General features: G+C 46.3%; 16 protein-coding genes. 7 read left to right on the top strand and 9 right to left on the bottom strand.

What is annotated here, in order from left to right; all coding sequences use genetic code 11:
* Nucleotides 1-16: 16 nt before the first annotated feature.
* Nucleotides 17-1,396 (bottom strand): UDP-N-acetylmuramoyl-tripeptide--D-alanyl-D-alanine ligase, encoded by a 1,380-nt coding sequence (locus AYR61_RS00550; RefSeq protein WP_065900890.1) that lies wholly within the window; start codon nt 1,394-1,396, stop codon nt 17-19.
* Between the two features lie 89 nt (nt 1,397-1,485).
* Nucleotides 1,486-2,283, bottom strand: coding sequence for a hypothetical protein (locus AYR61_RS00555; protein ID WP_065900892.1), 798 nt, complete (start codon nt 2,281-2,283; stop codon nt 1,486-1,488).
* Nucleotides 2,284-3,234: 951 nt separating this feature from the next.
* On the opposite strand from AYR61_RS00555, the gene AYR61_RS00560 reads away from it, so the two are divergent.
* Nucleotides 3,235-3,705, top strand: a complete 471-nt coding sequence (locus tag AYR61_RS00560) for a low molecular weight protein-tyrosine-phosphatase (RefSeq protein ID WP_054711173.1) — start codon at nt 3,235-3,237, stop codon at nt 3,703-3,705.
* A 51-nt stretch (nt 3,706-3,756) separates the two neighbouring features.
* Here AYR61_RS00560 and AYR61_RS00565 read toward each other — a convergent pair whose 3' ends face one another.
* From AYR61_RS00565 to AYR61_RS00590, 6 genes are all read right to left on the bottom strand, one after another.
* A complete protein-coding gene (locus AYR61_RS00565; protein ID WP_054711171.1) occupies nt 3,757-4,488 on the bottom strand; it encodes a class A sortase in 732 nt (243 codons plus the stop codon).
* Nucleotides 4,489-4,662: 174 nt separating this feature from the next.
* On the bottom strand, nt 4,663-4,914 hold the full coding sequence (locus tag AYR61_RS00570) for a type B 50S ribosomal protein L31 (RefSeq protein WP_054711169.1): 252 nt from the start codon (nt 4,912-4,914) through the stop codon (nt 4,663-4,665).
* 110 nt (nt 4,915-5,024) lie between these two features.
* Nucleotides 5,025-6,302, bottom strand: a complete 1,278-nt coding sequence (locus AYR61_RS00575) for a UDP-N-acetylglucosamine 1-carboxyvinyltransferase (RefSeq protein ID WP_065900894.1) — start codon at nt 6,300-6,302, stop codon at nt 5,025-5,027.
* A gap of 852 nt (nt 6,303-7,154) precedes the next feature.
* Nucleotides 7,155-8,765, bottom strand: a complete 1,611-nt coding sequence (locus AYR61_RS00580) for a CTP synthase (RefSeq protein ID WP_054711166.1) — start codon at nt 8,763-8,765, stop codon at nt 7,155-7,157.
* Between the two features lie 184 nt (nt 8,766-8,949).
* Nucleotides 8,950-9,597 (bottom strand): DNA-directed RNA polymerase subunit delta, encoded by a 648-nt coding sequence (rpoE, locus tag AYR61_RS00585; protein WP_065900896.1) that lies wholly within the window; start codon nt 9,595-9,597, stop codon nt 8,950-8,952.
* Between the two features lie 44 nt (nt 9,598-9,641).
* Nucleotides 9,642-10,085: a DUF1934 domain-containing protein gene (locus tag AYR61_RS00590; protein ID WP_054711162.1), complete on the bottom strand. Its 444-nt coding sequence runs from the start codon at nt 10,083-10,085 to the stop codon at nt 9,642-9,644.
* A gap of 643 nt (nt 10,086-10,728) precedes the next feature.
* Between AYR61_RS00590 and AYR61_RS00595 the strand changes: the two genes are divergently transcribed.
* From AYR61_RS00595 to yidA, 3 genes are read left to right on the top strand one after another with little or no spacing between them, the layout of a single operon-like run.
* On the top strand, nt 10,729-11,550 hold the full coding sequence (locus tag AYR61_RS00595; RefSeq protein ID WP_054711159.1) for a lipoate--protein ligase family protein: 822 nt from the start codon (nt 10,729-10,731) through the stop codon (nt 11,548-11,550).
* Nucleotides 11,551-11,571: 21 nt separating this feature from the next.
* A complete protein-coding gene (locus tag AYR61_RS00600; RefSeq protein WP_065900897.1) occupies nt 11,572-12,924 on the top strand; it encodes an HD domain-containing protein in 1,353 nt (450 codons plus the stop codon).
* A gap of 16 nt (nt 12,925-12,940) precedes the next feature.
* A complete protein-coding gene (gene yidA, locus AYR61_RS00605; protein WP_065900901.1) occupies nt 12,941-13,747 on the top strand; it encodes a sugar-phosphatase in 807 nt (268 codons plus the stop codon).
* A 209-nt stretch (nt 13,748-13,956) separates the two neighbouring features.
* Here the strand turns inward: yidA and AYR61_RS00610 are convergent, their stop codons facing one another.
* Nucleotides 13,957-14,307, bottom strand: coding sequence for a DUF3899 domain-containing protein (locus tag AYR61_RS00610; protein ID WP_054711153.1), 351 nt, complete (start codon nt 14,305-14,307; stop codon nt 13,957-13,959).
* Nucleotides 14,308-14,698: 391 nt separating this feature from the next.
* Between AYR61_RS00610 and AYR61_RS00615 the strand changes: the two genes are divergently transcribed.
* From AYR61_RS00615 to tnpC, 3 genes are all read left to right on the top strand, one after another.
* Nucleotides 14,699-14,890 (top strand): hypothetical protein, encoded by a 192-nt coding sequence (locus tag AYR61_RS00615; RefSeq protein ID WP_054712986.1) that lies wholly within the window; start codon nt 14,699-14,701, stop codon nt 14,888-14,890.
* Complete coding sequence (gene tnpB / locus AYR61_RS00620; RefSeq protein WP_054712984.1) at nt 14,871-15,224, top strand: IS66 family insertion sequence element accessory protein TnpB; 354 nt, start codon at nt 14,871-14,873, stop codon at nt 15,222-15,224. The genes AYR61_RS00615 and tnpB overlap by 20 nt, the downstream gene beginning before the upstream one ends.
* Nucleotides 15,225-15,293: 69 nt before the next feature.
* The gene (gene tnpC / locus AYR61_RS00625; RefSeq protein ID WP_225356493.1) at nt 15,294-16,898 is read left to right on the top strand and encodes an IS66 family transposase; all 1,605 of its coding nucleotides are present in this window, start codon (nt 15,294-15,296) and stop codon (nt 16,896-16,898) included.
* Nucleotides 16,899-17,136: the final 238 nt, after the last annotated feature.

Here is a 17,136-nt window from a genome sequence, read left to right on the forward strand (position 1 = left end):
TTAGTTGCCTATACGCTTAATCAGTAGTTCTCAGGGTTGCCAGAACGGACTCTAAATGAATCCCGTGACTCCCCTTGATCAAAATGGCATCCTTAGCCGTCAACGTGGCTAAGAGATCTGCCGACAAGGTGCCGAGTTCATCCACCTGGTAAAAGTGTAACTTATCAGCATCAAAGGTGGTTGCTAATCTATCATACAGGGCGTGCATGTGCGGCCCAACAAGGTACACACTGTCAATAACGTCGGGATCAAACGCAGGACTTAAGCCTGCATGCAACGCATCGGACTGCTCACCAAGTTCCAGCATATCGCCTAGAACGACCAACCGCCGCCCGTCAACTGGTGTCTTTGAAAAGGCCGCCATGACTTCCTTAACTGCAGTCGGGTTCGAGTTGTAAACGTCACTCAGGATCTGTTCACCCTGACTGCCCTGTAACCACTCAGCCCGGTTACGCGTCAGATCAAGATTTAACAACGCAGCCGCACTCTTTTCGGGTGCCACTCGGTAAGTGCGCGCCACACAGAGGGCAGCCAGCGCATTATTCACGTTATAGTCCCCAATCATTGGGACTTCAAACGTGGTGTCTGGCCAGACATTCGTGGTAAACGTCGTGTTAACAGACGTTGGCGTCATTGCAGTCACGTTGAGATCATCCTCTTTCGAATGACCGAACGTCAATTGCCGTTGTGAAACAGTTTTAGCGCGTTCCTGCAATAGCGGCTCATCGCCATCAAAGATAAATAACCCGTCGTCCTTCAGTCCGTTAACGATCTCCATCTTCGCATCCGCGATCTTATCACGCGTGCCAAAGAATTCAATGTGTGCTTCCCCAATCATTGTAATAATGGCCACATCCGGGGCAACCAGGCGACTCAAGAAATCAAGCTGACCTGGCCGATCCATCCCCATTTCAACGACCAGCATTTCAGTGTTCGGTTCCATGGATAAAATGGTGATCGGCACACCGATCTCGTTATTAAAATTGTCCTGTGTCTTGGTGACATTAAACTGGGTCGCCAAGATCGAAGCCACCATATCCTTAGTGGTTGTCTTGCCGTTTGACCCCGTAATGGCCACGACCCGCGGGTTAATTTTTAAAAGGTAGTGCTTACTTAATGCCTGTAAGGCCTTAAGCGCATCATCGACCACGATAACGGGCACGTTGGTTGGTGCCTCGCCATGGTCTGCTTGCCAAAATATGGCCGCCGCACCATTTTCAATTGCCTTATCGATAAACTTGTGACCGTCGCGTTCGCCAACCAGCGGCACAAATAACGCCCCTGGCTTGAGTTCACGGCTGTCAAAGGCCACGCTTGAGATCTCAACCGTTTGCCAATCCGTAATATCGTTTTGCGCTGAAACAGCTCCAGCAATCTCAGAAAGTTGCATTTTCATTATGTTAAACTCCTAAATTTTCATTTCATCGATCTCGTTTAAGTCACACTGCGTCAACTATTATACCACGAGTGAGCAGGTTGAATTTGTCATAGATCAGCTTCGTTTTCAATAAACGGCTGTTTGTCGATAATATCCAGCTCCCAGTGTTTTTGGTCAACGTCGTAAATCAGGGTCGCGACACGACGGGCCGTCGCGTACACGTCCTCTTGTTCATGCCACCAATTTTGCCGTTCAGGATGCTCCTGAATCAGTAGCGGAATCAGGTAGTGTCGTTTGCGTTCAATCGTTTGGTCAAACGCAAAGATCACCCCTTCACTAAAAACCGCCGTCAGTTGGTCAAACACGTCACTTGGCACATCACTTACGGAAAATGGGCGGTTAAAGACCACCCACCGGTTACTGTGGAGTAATCGCAAGTGACGTTTTAACGAGATATCTAAAATATGGTTGAACGTCCGCAGGTTTCGGTAATAAACTTTAACAAAGTCCTCGGGCGTCGTCAAAAAAGCATAGTCATTACGCAGTTTTGAATACAACGGCAAATGAAAATGCGTCATCATATGGGCCATGTAGAGCAGTTCTGCAATCTCACTTGGCATCAGCAGATCCAAGTCATCAGCTTCATGATAGTCCAGCCACATCTTTGGTCCGTTCGTTGGTCCGTTCGTTTTCCCAATTAAAAATTCACGAACACTATTTTGGCCTGTGACCGTCTGAAAACGGGTATGCCCGTTAACCTGTGTCCCTTCGTTAACGCCATCGATCAGGACGATTCGCTGTGGCACGTTGGGAATCCCGTTAATAAAATCAGCAGCTGTGATGCCATACGAAATCACCAGATTGTTGACCTGTTCCCAATTAATGTAAATAAAATTACCTCGCATCACTTTTACTCACACTCTCTAAGGTATTAAACAACTTAATTGTACTACGAAATGTAAGAGAGTGGAACAAAGCGTTTAAAGACTGGAGCATAGGGTGACTCTGATATAAAATCCCGGGTTTGGATTTTGTATCAGAGTCGCGCTATGTGCAAGTCTTTACTTTGTGGAACTCGTTTCCGCAATATGGCCTAGAGCATCAATTGACACCTTTAATCTTTATAAGGCGAAATGTAAGAGAGTGGAACAAAGCGTTTAAGACTGAAGTGCGCTCCATTGTCAATTGATTCAATGGTGCAAACATGTCGCTCCGTTGCACCGTTCGGCCCTGCAGGCTGAGGTGGGGGTCGCTCCGGAGCTATTGAATTTCCTTTCAGAAATTCAAGGATCTCCTACGTCTCCCGTGTTCGTAAGCGAGGAAAGTACCCTCGCCAACGACCACCGACACCACAGCCTGCAATGCCGAACGGCTCCACTACGCTACGATACTGGTCACAGTTAATATTGATGGTAAGACTTCGTAAGTGGCTCCATGAAGCCACTTAATCAAGTGTTCCTGTCAATAGCACATTTTGAGAAGCATTGCTGTTAATAACATTACTAGCAGTTGAGGGCGGATTCTCTGCGAACTAGTTTTAATGCCATTGTGATGCTTAATTAATGGTGAAATGTAAACTCAACGTTAGTGAAATGCAGCAATTTGGCACGGAGCTGTGGTGTCGACATCAGTTAGCGACCGTATTGTGGTCGGTTACTGATGTGCAAGTCGACTGAGATCCACTCGAGAGCTGCGTAGCAGAAATCGAGTTAGCTCAGTCGCGAGCCACTACACGGCCTGCCAAATTGCGGAATGCAACGGCCTTCCCCCCAACTCCAAAAGAACACCCTACTTGACGAACGCCGTCACATTCCCTACTATGTGAGTCATATCAGTACCGCGAAAGGAAAATTACAATGACTAACGTTTTATTTGTCTGTCTTGGCAATATTTGCCGTTCTCCTATGGCTGAAGCACTGTTTAAGAAATTAGTTGCCGACCGGGGACTTGCCGATCACTATACCATTGAATCCCGTGCTACTAGTACTGAAGAGCGCGGCAATCCACCGCATCCGGGTGCTCAAAAGACAATGACGGCTCATGGATTATCATTTGCCGGCATGCACTCTGAACCAATTTCAGCTGCTGATTTTGACTGGGCAGACTATATCATCACCATGGATTCACAAAATGTGTTCAATCTGCGTCGAATGGCACCTTCCGAAGCGGATCAAAGAAAGATCCATCTTTGCATGGATATCCTGCCTGACCATGTTGGCCAAGAAATTCCCGACCCGTGGTACACGCATCGGTTTGAGGCAACTTACGACGCACTGGCCAGTACATTACCAAAATGGCTGTCCGCGATGCAGACTAAATCGGTATAACAAAAAAGCGTCCCAACCTTCACCAAAATCGGTGTGGGGTTGGAACGTTTTTTAATACCCGGCAAAGACATTATGATTGTTAAACTTTGCAGCGAAGCCCTTTTTTATTGCAGTTGGCGCTTTCGCATACGCCATTGTTTTTGTCAGTTTTCCGCGAATCATCAGTCGACCGGCGCCCGTTGCATCACAGGTAACCAGCGTCACGATATTCGCCTTGGTTTGATTAACAACATCGACCCGCGTGGCAGCAATGAACTGACGCTTATAGACCTTATAACGATAAATCTTGGTCATATTGGTCAAATAAATATTGTCACCAACCTTAGTCTTATAGTAAAGCGGGCTGAATAACACGTTCTTTTTGATCATGTGATGGCCAGCTAACGGATAGTTGCCATGACCCATTTTTTGATTGTCACGCAGCGTTCCGGCAGCTAAAGCTAACGTTGTGTTCGACACACCCTTGCCAATCGTTAAATGAATACCCGACTTTGGTACCAGGATCTCACCAACAGCGTGGATCTTATTTGTATTCATTCGGGCCTTCGCGACCGTCTGAAAATTCAGTGATTTTGCGTTTCGAAAATCAAAGTTGGCCTTTTTCTTTTCGTTTTTCTTGACTGATTTAGCAGTGATCTTCGGTTGATACGAGGTCACCATCCAGTTCTTGATCTGCTCGTTAAAAATCAGTCCCAATGAAATCGCGATCAGGACCGCAAAGACGATCCGGTAAGCCCACCGGCGTCCATTTCTTCTTGGTTGTTTCTTTGGTTCTTGATCCATGATTGCACCCCATCGCTTTCCCATTCTTAAAATCGATTTTCTTGATAGGTATAGTCTACCCGATTTCAAGCCGTTTTAAAAGTGGGTTGCACTAATGTTTAACTCTGGAAATAATTGGCTTATAGCAAAATAAAAAACCATGCTCCGAAGAACATGGTCTTTCTAATCGCACGTTTAGTTGTTTGATAAACCGTACTTCTTGTTGAAACGATCCACAGCACCGTCGGCTTTGTTGAACTTTTGCTTACCGGTGTAGAATGGGTGAGAATCAGAAGAAATTTCAACACGAATCAATGGATAAGTGTTGCCATCTTCCCATTCAACAGTTTCTTCTGAAGTTGCAGTTGAACCTGATAAGAACTTGTAACCAGTACTTGAGTCTTGGAAGACTACTTCGTGGTAATCTGGATGAATGCCTTGTTTCATTATAATAATCTCCTTTGCCCTGAATCATTCACTGAAACAGAGATTGATTTATGTCGTCAACCCTAACACTATATCATGAACGTTGCCCGTTTTCAATGGGCGATCGCAAATTACTCCGCAATCTCAGCTGTGTCCTCAATGGTCACATCCGCATTTAAGGCTGTTAATTTAGCCACGATACTGCCATAACCACGCAAAATATTGTCGGCATTAAGAATCTGGGTCTCCCCGTCAGCCATCAGTGCCGCAATCATGAGTGAGGCCCCGGCACGAATTTCGCCAGCTCCTACCGTTGCGCCATTGAGCGTGTTCGTATGTTCCACAATGATCATATCGTTTTCACTACGAACCTTAGCACCCATTTTCTGCAGTTGAGAAATGTGTTTCACGCGTTGCGGGTAAATTGTGTCAACGATGACACTGCTCCCCTTTGCGCGTAACAGTAAAGGGGTAATGGGTTGCTGCAGATCCGTCGCAAATCCTGGGAACGGCATTGTCTTGACCTGAATAGCGTTCAAATCATCCGACTTTGCCACGTAAGCCTCGTCTTCATTAATTTGAAGCTGAACGCCCATTTCAATGAACTTAGCCGTAAACGACTCCAAATGTTCTGGAATAATATTTTTAATTCGAATACCATCACCCATAGCGGCAGCAAGCGACAGAAACGTCCCCGCTTCGATCCGGTCTGGAATGATCGTATGCACATTTGTCGCCTTGAGCGTCGAGACACCTTCGATTCGGATAACATCGGTGCCGGCACCACGAATATGCGCCCCCATATTGTTTAAGAAGGTTGCGATATCAATGATTTCAGGCTCCTTAGCGGCATTTTCAATCACCGTGGCACCCTGTGCTTTAACGGCGGCCAAAATCGTGTTGATGGTTGCGCCAACAGACACCAGGTCTAAAAAGATCCGGGCACCATGTAGACCATCACCGCTGGTCGTAATATGAACCGTCCCGTTATTTTCAACGACTTCGGCACCCAGCGCTTTAAACGCTTTGATGTGTTGGTCGATTGGTCGGGGACCAATGTTGTCACCACCAGGAAAAGTGACCGTTGCACGGCCAAAACGACCCAGTAAGGCCCCCATAAAGTAGTATGACGCCCGTAAACTCTTAATCGCCTGACTTGGCATGGGCGCTTCAATAATTTCAGTTGGATCAATTTTTAAGACGCCATCCGCAAAACCCGAATGCACGTTCATTGATTTTAAAATGAGCATTAAATTGTGAACATCTAAAATGTCGGGAACCATGTCAAACTTTACTGGCGTATCAGCCAGAATGGCCGCTGGAATTAACGCGACCGTGCTGTTTTTAGCACCACCGATGGTCACACTGCCGGACAGGCGTTTGCCACCGTGGATTATCATTTTTTTCATTACGTAAGTTTCCTTCACTATTCAAAATCATAATTCGAGTAATCATTATTTAATGATAAATAATGCCCGGCAAAATTACAATAGTTTCACGCTATCTCGTTAATTTGTAATATTAAAAAGACACAAATACTTAGAAATTAGTCTATTTTCTAATCGAACTCTTTTAATCAACGCTTGGAAATGATTGATTTCTGGCATTGAAGCTAGCAGATTGTGCTGATAGTCCGTTGCATTTCGCAATTTGGCACTCCGTGTGGTGGCTCGCGACTGAGCTAACTCGATTTCTGCTGCGCAGCTCTCGAGTGGATCTCAGTCGTCTCGCACATCAGTAACCGACCCAAGAACGGTCGCTAACTGATGTCGACACCACAGTTCCGTGCCAAATTGCTGCGTTCCACTCACATTGAATACGCTTTAACTTCAGTTTACACAACAGGATAGCATTCAACCGATTTATAAAAAATCGTACTTAACGGCTATCAAAGAAAATGTTAGTAATGTGCCTATGGTATTAAAACTGATTGTACCTATGAAGTCAAGAGACCGCTTCGGACATGTACGGATTGTTATTTTTTGCACGAAAGTAGCGTAGTGGAGTCGGTCGGCATTGCAGGTAGTAGTGAAAACATGAGTTGATGACCGTTTTTTGGTCCTTTACTCATGTGGGCGTGAGGGAGATCCACTTTTGGCACCGCCAAAAGTTAGCTTCCTCACGACCCCACTACAAACTGCAGAGCCGACCGACGGAACGAAGCGACAGTTTAATTGAGTTCAATGCTAGAAATCAGTCATTTCCAACCATAGAAAAAGAGCTAAGGAGAATTGTCCTCAGCTCTTAGATATACCATTTAATTATTTGGCATCATGAACGTCATTGGCCGCTGCAACGAAGGCTTTGAAGAGACCTTCTGGGCGGTTTGGCCGTGACAGGAATTCTGGGTGATATTGCGCTGCGACGAAGAATTTCTTGTTAGGAATTTCAATAACTTCTACCAAGTGGTTGTCAGGTGAAGTCCCAGCAAATACCAGGCCCTTAGCTTCCATTTCTTCACGGTAAGCGTTGTTGAATTCGTAACGGTGACGGTGACGTTCTTGAATCATGTCCTGGTTGTTGTAAGCTGCAGCTGCAACGCTGCCCGCCTTCAACTTGCAAGGATATGCGCCTAGACGCTGTGTCCCACCCATATCAGAAATATCGGCTTGGTCAGCCATCAGATCAATAATGTTGTGGGTCGTGTTAGGATTCATTTCCGTTGAGTTGGCGTCCTTGTACCCAAGAACATCGCGGGCAAATTCAACACTGGCCATTTGCATCCCCAGGCAGATGCCCAAGAATGGAACATCGTTTTCACGGGCGTATTTAATGGCGGTGATCATTCCTTCGATACCACGATCGCCAAAGCCGCCAGGAACTAGAATACCATCAGCATCCTTCAAAATTTCAGCAACGTTGTCATCGTTGACCTTTTCAGAATCGATCATACTGAGGTTAATATCAGCATCCACTGGGTAACCGGCATGCTTCAATGCTTCAGCAACTGAGATGTAAGCATCTTGAAGACTGACGTACTTGCCGACCAAAGAAATGTTGATCGTCTTCTTCAGACTATTAACCTTTGTGACCAATTGTGACCATTCAGTCATATCAGCTTCTGGTGCTGTCACGTGCAGGTGGTCAAGCACCAATGAATCCATGCCCTGAGCCTTTAACCGCAGAGGAATTTCATAAATCGTGTCCACGTCACGCGATTCAACAACGGCTTCAGGTTTCACGTCACAGAACAGTGCGATTTTCTTACGCATCGCATCCGTAATTGGCGCTTCAGTCCGAACCACCAGAATGTTTGGTTGAATACCCAAGCCACGCAGCTCACGAACAGAGTGTTGCGTTGGCTTTGTCTTCATTTCACCAGCGGCATGCAGGTATGGTACCAGCGTGGTGTGAATGTAGACAACGTTCTCGTCGCCAACCTCCGCCTTCATTTGACGAATGGCTTCCAAAAACGGTTGTGATTCAATATCCCCAACGGTCCCACCAATTTCAGTGATCACAAAATCAGCGTTTAAGGTCTTGCCGGCCCGCATGATCTTTTCCTTGATCATTCCTGTGATGTGAGGAATCACTTGGACAGTCGCGCCAAGGTAGTCCCCGTGGCGTTCTTTTTCCAATACTTCCGAATAAATCTTACCGGTCGTGACATTAGAATATTTGTTCAAATCATTGTCAATAAACCGTTCATAATGGCCGAGATCCAAATCCGTTTCGGTCCCATCGTTGGTAACGAAGACTTCCCCGTGTTGGTATGGAGACATGGTGCCGGGGTCAACGTTGATATACGGATCGAATTTTTGGATTGTCACGTTTAACCCACGGTTCTTTAGCAAACGTCCAAGTGAAGCTGCTACGATTCCCTTACCAAGTGAAGAAACCACGCCGCCGGTTACAAAAATATATTTGGTCATTGTATAACTCCTCGTAAGATTAATTTGGGGTACTGGGTGTATTCAATAACGAAAAAACTCCCTATTCGTCGTTGGTTGAATAGGGAGCTTCTATTATTCCGAACAATGGCTTCACAATTCCTTGTGAAGCGCCCAAGCGATATATTACCTGTTTCCCAGATATTCGTCAAGGCATAAGTTCGAATTACTTTTTTTCTTCTTCGTCATCGTCTTCGTCGAAGTCATCGTCGTCTTCGTCAAATTCAGATAATTGACCTTCGATACCATCAGGCATGCTGTCGTCGGCATCATCACCGTCGTCGCTACCATCATCGATATCAGCTAAATCAGACTTGTACTTCCCAAGTTCCTTGGTGTCCTCGTCGTCTTCGCTTTCGTCTTCATCATCATCGTATTCAGAGTCGAGATCTTCATCATCAACGTCAACATCATCCTGATCTTCAGGATCATCGTCGTCGTAATCGATCACGTCATCATCGTCTGAAGTATCTGCCAAGAAGGCGTTAACCTTCCGACGTTTCTTTGCCTTCGGGTGATCCTCGTCATCCTCAGCACCGATCGTTGCTTCATCGATCGATTCGAATGGATACCAGGTCCGTAAACCCCAGAGGTTATCACCTAACGAAATGAAACTACCATCAATGTTTAAGTCAGTGTAAAATTGAGAAAGTCGTTCCCGAATTTCTTTATCAGTTTCGCCGAGGTATTGTTGAACCTCGTTAGCTAAATCAGCAAACGGCATAACATCCCCGCGTTGTGCGAGAATCGCGTGAGCGACTTCTATCATCGATAATTCGCTTTTGTTTTGGCCTTCTAAGACTTTTAATTCCAAACTGGCGCACGTCCCTTCCACAGTCTACGAACAACTATACGCGATTAAACTGTAAATTGCAATCGAATCTCGTAATTTCCTAATAATTCCTGGCCAGCATACAGTTGATAGTCGATTGCCGCGTTGCCACCAAAGGGGCGTTGCGTGAACCCGACCTTCAACTGAGGGGTGACCGTTTCGATTGGAATGATGCCATACGGTGTGCGGTACTGGGCAGAAACGCGTTTGCCGGCACTAAAATGCAACCGAACACGATTTTCGCCCCGGCGTGTCAACGACACATCACCGTCACCCATAAACTTGATCGTGACTGGCACATCCGCACCCTCACCACTTTCCTGAGGCTCCGCGTAGCGCAAATAAATCGTGTCACCGATCTGCACGATTTGTCCTGCAACGTCAATCACATAGTCAGAAGACTCACCGTTTTGAACCGTGTGGGTCTCTAAGTGAATGCCAACTGGAATACTGGTTGACAGATCATCCATACTAACCCTTCCCTTCATTCACAACATTACTTTATTATAACGTTAATTTGGGGTTTTGGCACGGATAGCGTATGAAGCAAGGCGAGAGAAAAATCCTGTGTAAGCAACTTTGGTTAAAAAAGTCAGGCCCGGACTTTTCTCTTTTTCCAACCGAGTGCTTCTTGCTACTGGCTTGCTTTCCCACCGTGCCGAAACGTGTTCAGTAAGGCAGAGGGCTCCTGTGTAAGCAACTCTGGTCAAAAAAGTTAGACCCGGACTTTTGGTTTTTTTGGCAACTGACTGGTGCTGGCCACTGTGCGCCCTTCTTACATAGACTAAACGTGTTCAGCAAGGCACGGGGCTAATGTGTAACGGAGGCTGGTCTAAAAGTCAGGCCCGGACTTTTCTGGTTTTGGCAACTAAATGGTGCCGCTACGGCGCTCCCTTGTTACATAGACTAAACGTGTTCAGCAGGGCACGGGGCTAACGTGTAACGGAGGCTGGCAAAAAAGTCAGACCCAGGCTTTTCTGCCAGCCTCCGTTACACACCGCCCCTAACCCGCCTTGCTTCACACTCTACTTTGGTCCAGTCCACTAGTGACGTATTTCTCCGATTCCGCTATAATAGGAGTAGTTTGGTATTTATCGAGACGAGGTAACCAACATGAAGACACAATTACCCTTTTCAACGATTCAACTATTAGATACACCCCTGACTACCGATCAGAAATTGGCGTCGTTTGGCCTGACCAATACGTTATTAAACGTTACGGCTGAGGTCAATACACCGCTGATTCATTTCTGGACGCTGCCGCCGACCCTCATCCTTGGATTAAAGGATCGTCACTTATACGATCTGCCCGCCGGACTCGCAACTGTGACTGAAAATGGTTACGATCATTTTTTGCGAAATTCAGGTGGACTTGCCGTAGTTAGTGATGGTGGGATTCTTAACGTGTCATTGTTTGTGCCGCAAACGGTGACCCACTATAGCGTCGACGCCGGCTATGAACTGATGAAATCACTGGTGCACCTTACCTTTCCGACGCTAACCATTGAAAGCTATGAAATCACCCGATCGTACTGTCCTGGTGACTACGACCTGAGCGTGGACGGCAAAAAAATTGCTGGTATTTCACAACGACGCACTGCCAACGCCTTAGTGGTCATGGCCTACATCAGTGTGACCGGCGACCAGCAATTCCGTGGGCGAATGGTGCGTGATTTTTACGAAACGGGACTGGCTGGCCAAGCCAATGACTGGGATTTTCCCGATGTCGACCCGTCATCCATGATCAACGTTGCCGATGCCATGCACCAGCCACTGACAGTCGCCGAGGTAAAGAGCGGCATGGTTAACGCGTTACAGGAAGATCAATTTAAAATCGACACAACATCCCTGCCAGAACGACTGGCCACCCCCGCATTTCAAACCCAGTACACTAAGGAATTAGCTCGGATCAGTAAACGTCAGGCTGGAATCTAACTACACAAAGGAGGCCTTCACTTGGCCTATCGAGACGAACGCTTACCCCGAGAAAAAGTTTTTCGGGATCCAGTTCATAACTATATTTACATCCAGCACCAGGTCATTTTAGACCTGATCAATACAAAAGAATTTCAACGGTTACGCCGCATCAAACAACTTGGGACGGCTTCACTTGTCTTTCACGGTGCAGAACACACCCGTTTTACCCATTCTCTTGGGGTCTACGAGATCACTCGGCGCATTTGTGACAATTTCAAACGCAATTATCCCACTAAAACGGCAGGTGATGGTCTTTGGGACGACGACAAAGAGCGCCTCGTCGCACTGTGCGCCGCCCTGCTGCACGACATTGGTCACGGGCCTTACAGCCACACGTTTGAACACATCTTCAACACCGATCACGAGGTAATCACAGCCGAGATCTTGACCTCACCGGAAACGGAAGTCAACCAGGTGTTACGGGCTGTCAGTCCCGAATTTCCTGAACAGGTCGCATCCGTCATTCAAAAGACCTACCCTAACCCGCAAGTCGTTCAAATGATTTCCAGTCAGATCGATGCCGACCGGATGGACTACCTGCTGCGGGATGCTTACCACACCGGCACGAAATACGGTACCTTTGACCTAACCCGTATCTTGCGGGTCATGCGGCCCTATCGTGATGGCATTGCCTTTCAGATCAGCGGCATGCACGCCGTGGAAGACTACATCATGAGTCGTTTTCAAATGTATCAGCAGATCTACTTTCACCCAACATCCCGTTCCATGGAAGTCATTTTAAGTCACCTACTTTTACGGGCCAGAGAATACTACAGCAACGCGGATAACGCCAACGAAATGGGCGCACCCTACCTGCTGTTTCCGTTTTTTAAACACGAATTTGACCTCGACGACTACTTGTTACTGGATGACGGGACGCTAACGACCTATTTTGCGCATTGGCGCCAATCAGGTGACCCAATTTTAAGCGATCTGTCGCACCGATTCCTAGATCGCAAGCCACTCAAATCGGTGATCTACACGTCGGAAACAGAACACGAATTACCGGGGCTGCGTGACCTCATCGAAAAAGCCGGCTTCAACGCAAAATATTACACGGCAACCAACAATAGCTATGACCTGCCGTACGATGCTTACGATCCGAAAATGAAGAAACCGTTGACGCAGATCGAACTGATGGAAGAAGATGGTGACCTGATCGAGTTGTCTTCAGTCAGTGCGCTGGTTAACGCCATTACCGGGAAGTTCTCCGGTGACCAACGCTTCTTCTTCCCCCGTGAAATGTTACAAAATAACGCGGCGGATACCGATTTATTCGATCCGATTTATCAAGCCTTTCAACAACACATTCACAACGACACCCTGATTTAATCAAAAGGAGAACTTCATGACTATTAAACTGATTGCAATCGACATTGACGGTACCCTGGTCGACTCACAAAAGGCATTACATCAGGCCACCATCGACACCATCGAAAAAGCCAAGGCAAAGGGCATCAAGGTTGTGCTCTGTACCGGCCGACCACTGACTGGTGTTCACCAGTATCTTGAACCGCTGAACATTGCGGGCGACAATCAATACGTGGTGACCTTTAACGGTAGTCTTGCGCAATCCGTTTCCGGCAACGTTATTGTGAACCACAATATCAGCACAGAAGACTACATCGACCTTGAAAGTCTTGCCCGTAAAATGCACGTCCATTTTCACATGGAAACTAAAAACTTTATTTACACGGCAAACCGCGACATCAGCGGCTACACCATTGCTGAAAGTTTTCTGGTGCGGATGCCGATTCGGTACCGGACACCAGAGGAAATCACAGACGACCTGACGATTGCGAAGGGCATGTTCGTGGATGACCCTGAAATTCTGTCCAAGTTCGTGGCAAACTTCCCTGAAGAATACAAGGAAAGATTCTACGTCGTTCAAAGCGAACCCTACTTCTTTGAAGCCATGAACAAGAAGGCAAGTAAGGGCAACGCCATCAAGGAACTCGCTGAGAGCCTCGGTATTGCACAAAACGAGGTCATGGCGATTGGCGACCAAGGAAATGACCTGACTATGGTGACCTACGCCGGCACAGGTGTGGCAATGGGCAACGCCATCGACGAATTGAAGGCAACGGCTCAGTATGTGACGAAAGCGAATGATGAAGATGGCGTGGCGTTTGCGATTGAGAAGTTCGCATTGTAGATAGAGAGTGGAACAAACCGGTTAAAGACTGGAGCAGAAGCGGACTATTTTATAAAATCCGGTTTGGATTTTGTAAAATAGTCCGCTTCTGTGCAAGTCTTTGGTTTGCGGAACTCGTTTCCGCTACGTTGCCAAGAAAGCCAGTTCAAAAAAAAACAAAAAGACCTCTTACTACCACCCCACACAGGGTGATACCAAGAGGTCTTTTTTCACAACGTCACAACGATCCCCAACACAATCAACGTCAGACTCACAATCAGACAAAATCGCGCATACTTGTTCACAACGATCGGTCCATTTTTAACGGACGCAACGTTACGAACTGAAATTTTTTCTTCGGGCAGCGGATCTTCATTCTTACGGTGCCGGCGTCGCCATCCCGCAAATAGGTGCCCTTTTTCAATAATGAAAAAGGCTGCCCCAATTAGGAAAACGAGCCCTATCATGAACCAGAAATTTGCTACCTTGATCAGTGACGTGAATGGCATCGCAATGAGGCCAATGAGGACGATAATGGCTAGTGTGGTTAAGGACCATTTATTTTGTTTGAGTTTTACCAATTATTGTTCATCCGTTCTGTTTGTACTTGATATGCAATGAATTGAGTATAGCACAGGGATTGTTGTGGGGACAAGGTTGTGGATGTTGGATTAAGCCTTGCGGCTGGGGAGTAGGTCAAGAACTTAAAAAGCGAGATGCTTGCGCATCTCGCTTTTCTTTATTTTCTGGTTCTCTTTTATCTAGCCGAAACGTGTTCCGGAAGTGGCAGGGTGCGGAGCATAGCCAACTCTGTTCCAAAAATCCAAAACCGGGATTTTCGGAACAGAGTTGGCTATGCTCCGCACCCTAAACGCCCTTCCTACGTAAGCAGTAGATAACCGACCGTATTCAAATCAACTCTAAAATGATTTACGATTACCTCATCAAATAAAATTGGTGAGGTAATTTTTTATGACTGAAAAACCTGATATTGTTCAAATTCGCATGGGTCAAACGCCACAGTCGCAACCAACGGTTACGACGAAAGCAATGCACATCAAAGTCGGCACCAACAAATCTGTCATTATCTACAATCACATTAATGGTTATATTTTAGATGCATTCCTAAAGGCGGTGTTTAGCGATGATAATCGACCAAAATAAGCTTCATCAGATCTTTCTGGTCTGCGGAAAAACAGATTTAAGAAAAGGAATTGATGGTCTAGCTGGGGTGGTTCAAGATCAATTTGATTTGGACCCATATAACAGCGCGTTATATTTGTTCTGCGGGAGTCGTAAAGACCGATTCAAAGCACTGTACTGGGATGGTGACGGATTCCTGTTATTATACAAACGAATTGAGAATGGTCGACTCCAATGGCCAGTTGATCAAGCTGCAATTCGTAAGCTAAATCCCAAACAGTTACTTCGTCTCCTGAGCGGGTGGTCGCTGGAGTCGACCATTCATCAAGTGACCCCACCGGGTCACAAAAAATAGCTTTTAAACCCGTTTAGCGAGTGGTAAACTCATTTCAACAACTCTTATATACGGAAAGGAGTGAATGCGATGGCTAAGCACGTAAAAAATATTGAAGCCGAACTAATTCGACAGAACACTGAGCTAAAACAAGAAGTGCACGAACTAAAACAGACGATTCTACTTCTGGAAGAACAGGTGGCATTTTTAACCAAAAAGATCTATGGCCAAAGCTCTGAAAGAATTAATTCTGATCAATTGTCATTATTCGGACAAAGTGGTGTTTTTACCGAACCAGAGCAAACTGGGAACCAAAGCGAAGAGACCTACCAAGTAATAACCAAGATCAGGTCGAAAAAGAAGACACGCAAACAAACAATCAGTCCTGACCTGCCGGTTCAGGACGTTTTAATTCCATTCGATGCCAGTCAGTGTCCTCACGGACACTCTGACTGGCTCATCGTCGGCAAAAAATTTGTCCGCCAAGAAGTCTGTTACGAACCGGGACGCCTGTACGTTAAAAGAATCTACATAGAAACTGGCACCTGCAGTGAATGTGAAAGACAAACTGGCCTTACTTATATGTTTCAGAGCCAGGCGCCGCATGGTTTATTAGCCCATAGTCCATTGTCAGCATCGCTGGCAGCGCATGTGATCAGTGACAAGTTTCTGTTAGATCTGCCCTTGTATCGACAACAAAGAGCCCTTAAACAGGGCGGCTTTAATGTTTCAGAGGGGACCTTAGCTAATTGGATCATCAAAACTAGCCAACTGATAGAACCATTGTATGGTCTGATCCACCGAGAATTAATTGCCCGTCATCACCTTCAAGGTGATGAAACACCAATCCAAGTTATTAACGAGCCTGGTCGGGCAGCAAAGTCAAGATCTTACATGTGGGTCGCGACCATCCCTTTGAAGCTAACCAATCGGATTGTGTACTATGCTTATAGCCAGACCAGAGCTGGTTCATTCGCGCAGAAACAACTCTATAGCACGTATCAAGGCGTGTTACAATGCGACGGATATGCGGGCTATAATCTGCTTGGTGATCAGGCAATCAAGCGCGTCGGCTGTTGGGCGCACGTCCGGCGAAAGTTCAAAGATGCGTTTGATGCCGATAAACAGTACGTTGAAACACCCTTGCGATTGATCAACAGCATGTTTCGACTCGAAAAGACCTGGCAACACTTTTCTCCACGAGTACGCCAGCGACGTCGGCGTAGTAAAATAAGACCGCTTTTAAAACAGTTCTGGCAGTGGGTCGATCACTATGACGGGCTAGCTAAGTCCCGACTAGGTAAAGCCGTGACTTACGCGGCTGATCAACGCATGTATCTGAGCCGAATCGTGAACGATGGAACCATGGACTGGAGCAACAACACCGCTGAACGAACGATGAAGAGTTTAGTGATTGGTCGAAAGAACTGGCTGTTCAGTACTAGCCCAGAAGGTGCTAGATCAACAGCAATTTGGATGACAATTGTCGAGAGTGCCAAGGCCAATCACATTGATCCGACGAAATATATCGAATATATTCTACTCGGAGTTGCGCAACTACCAACTTTCCCAAAAAAGGAACAGTTAGCAGCTTATTTACCATGGAATTTCAAAGAATCCGATCTTGAGGCAGTCAAAAGAGCGCAAGCTGGAGTACTAATTCCTGATAAGAACGAAGACAAGAACGCATCATAGTAAGAAGCCTGGTATGTCTCAAAGAACGAGACATACCAGGCTTTTTTTTATATTTGTGATGAAATCGCAGTATTCAATACGGTCAGTTATCTACTGCTTACCTTCCTACACACTCCAGGTCAAGAACTTAAAAAGCGAGATGCTTGCGCATCCCGCTTTTCTTTATTTTCTGGTTCTCTTTTATCTAGCCGAAACGTGTTTCGGAAGTGGCAGGGTGCTACTGCATAAGTCACTTCCG

Origin of the sequence: Secundilactobacillus paracollinoides (assembly GCF_001702155.1) — a bacterium.
GTDB lineage: Bacteria > Bacillota > Bacilli > Lactobacillales > Lactobacillaceae > Secundilactobacillus > Secundilactobacillus paracollinoides.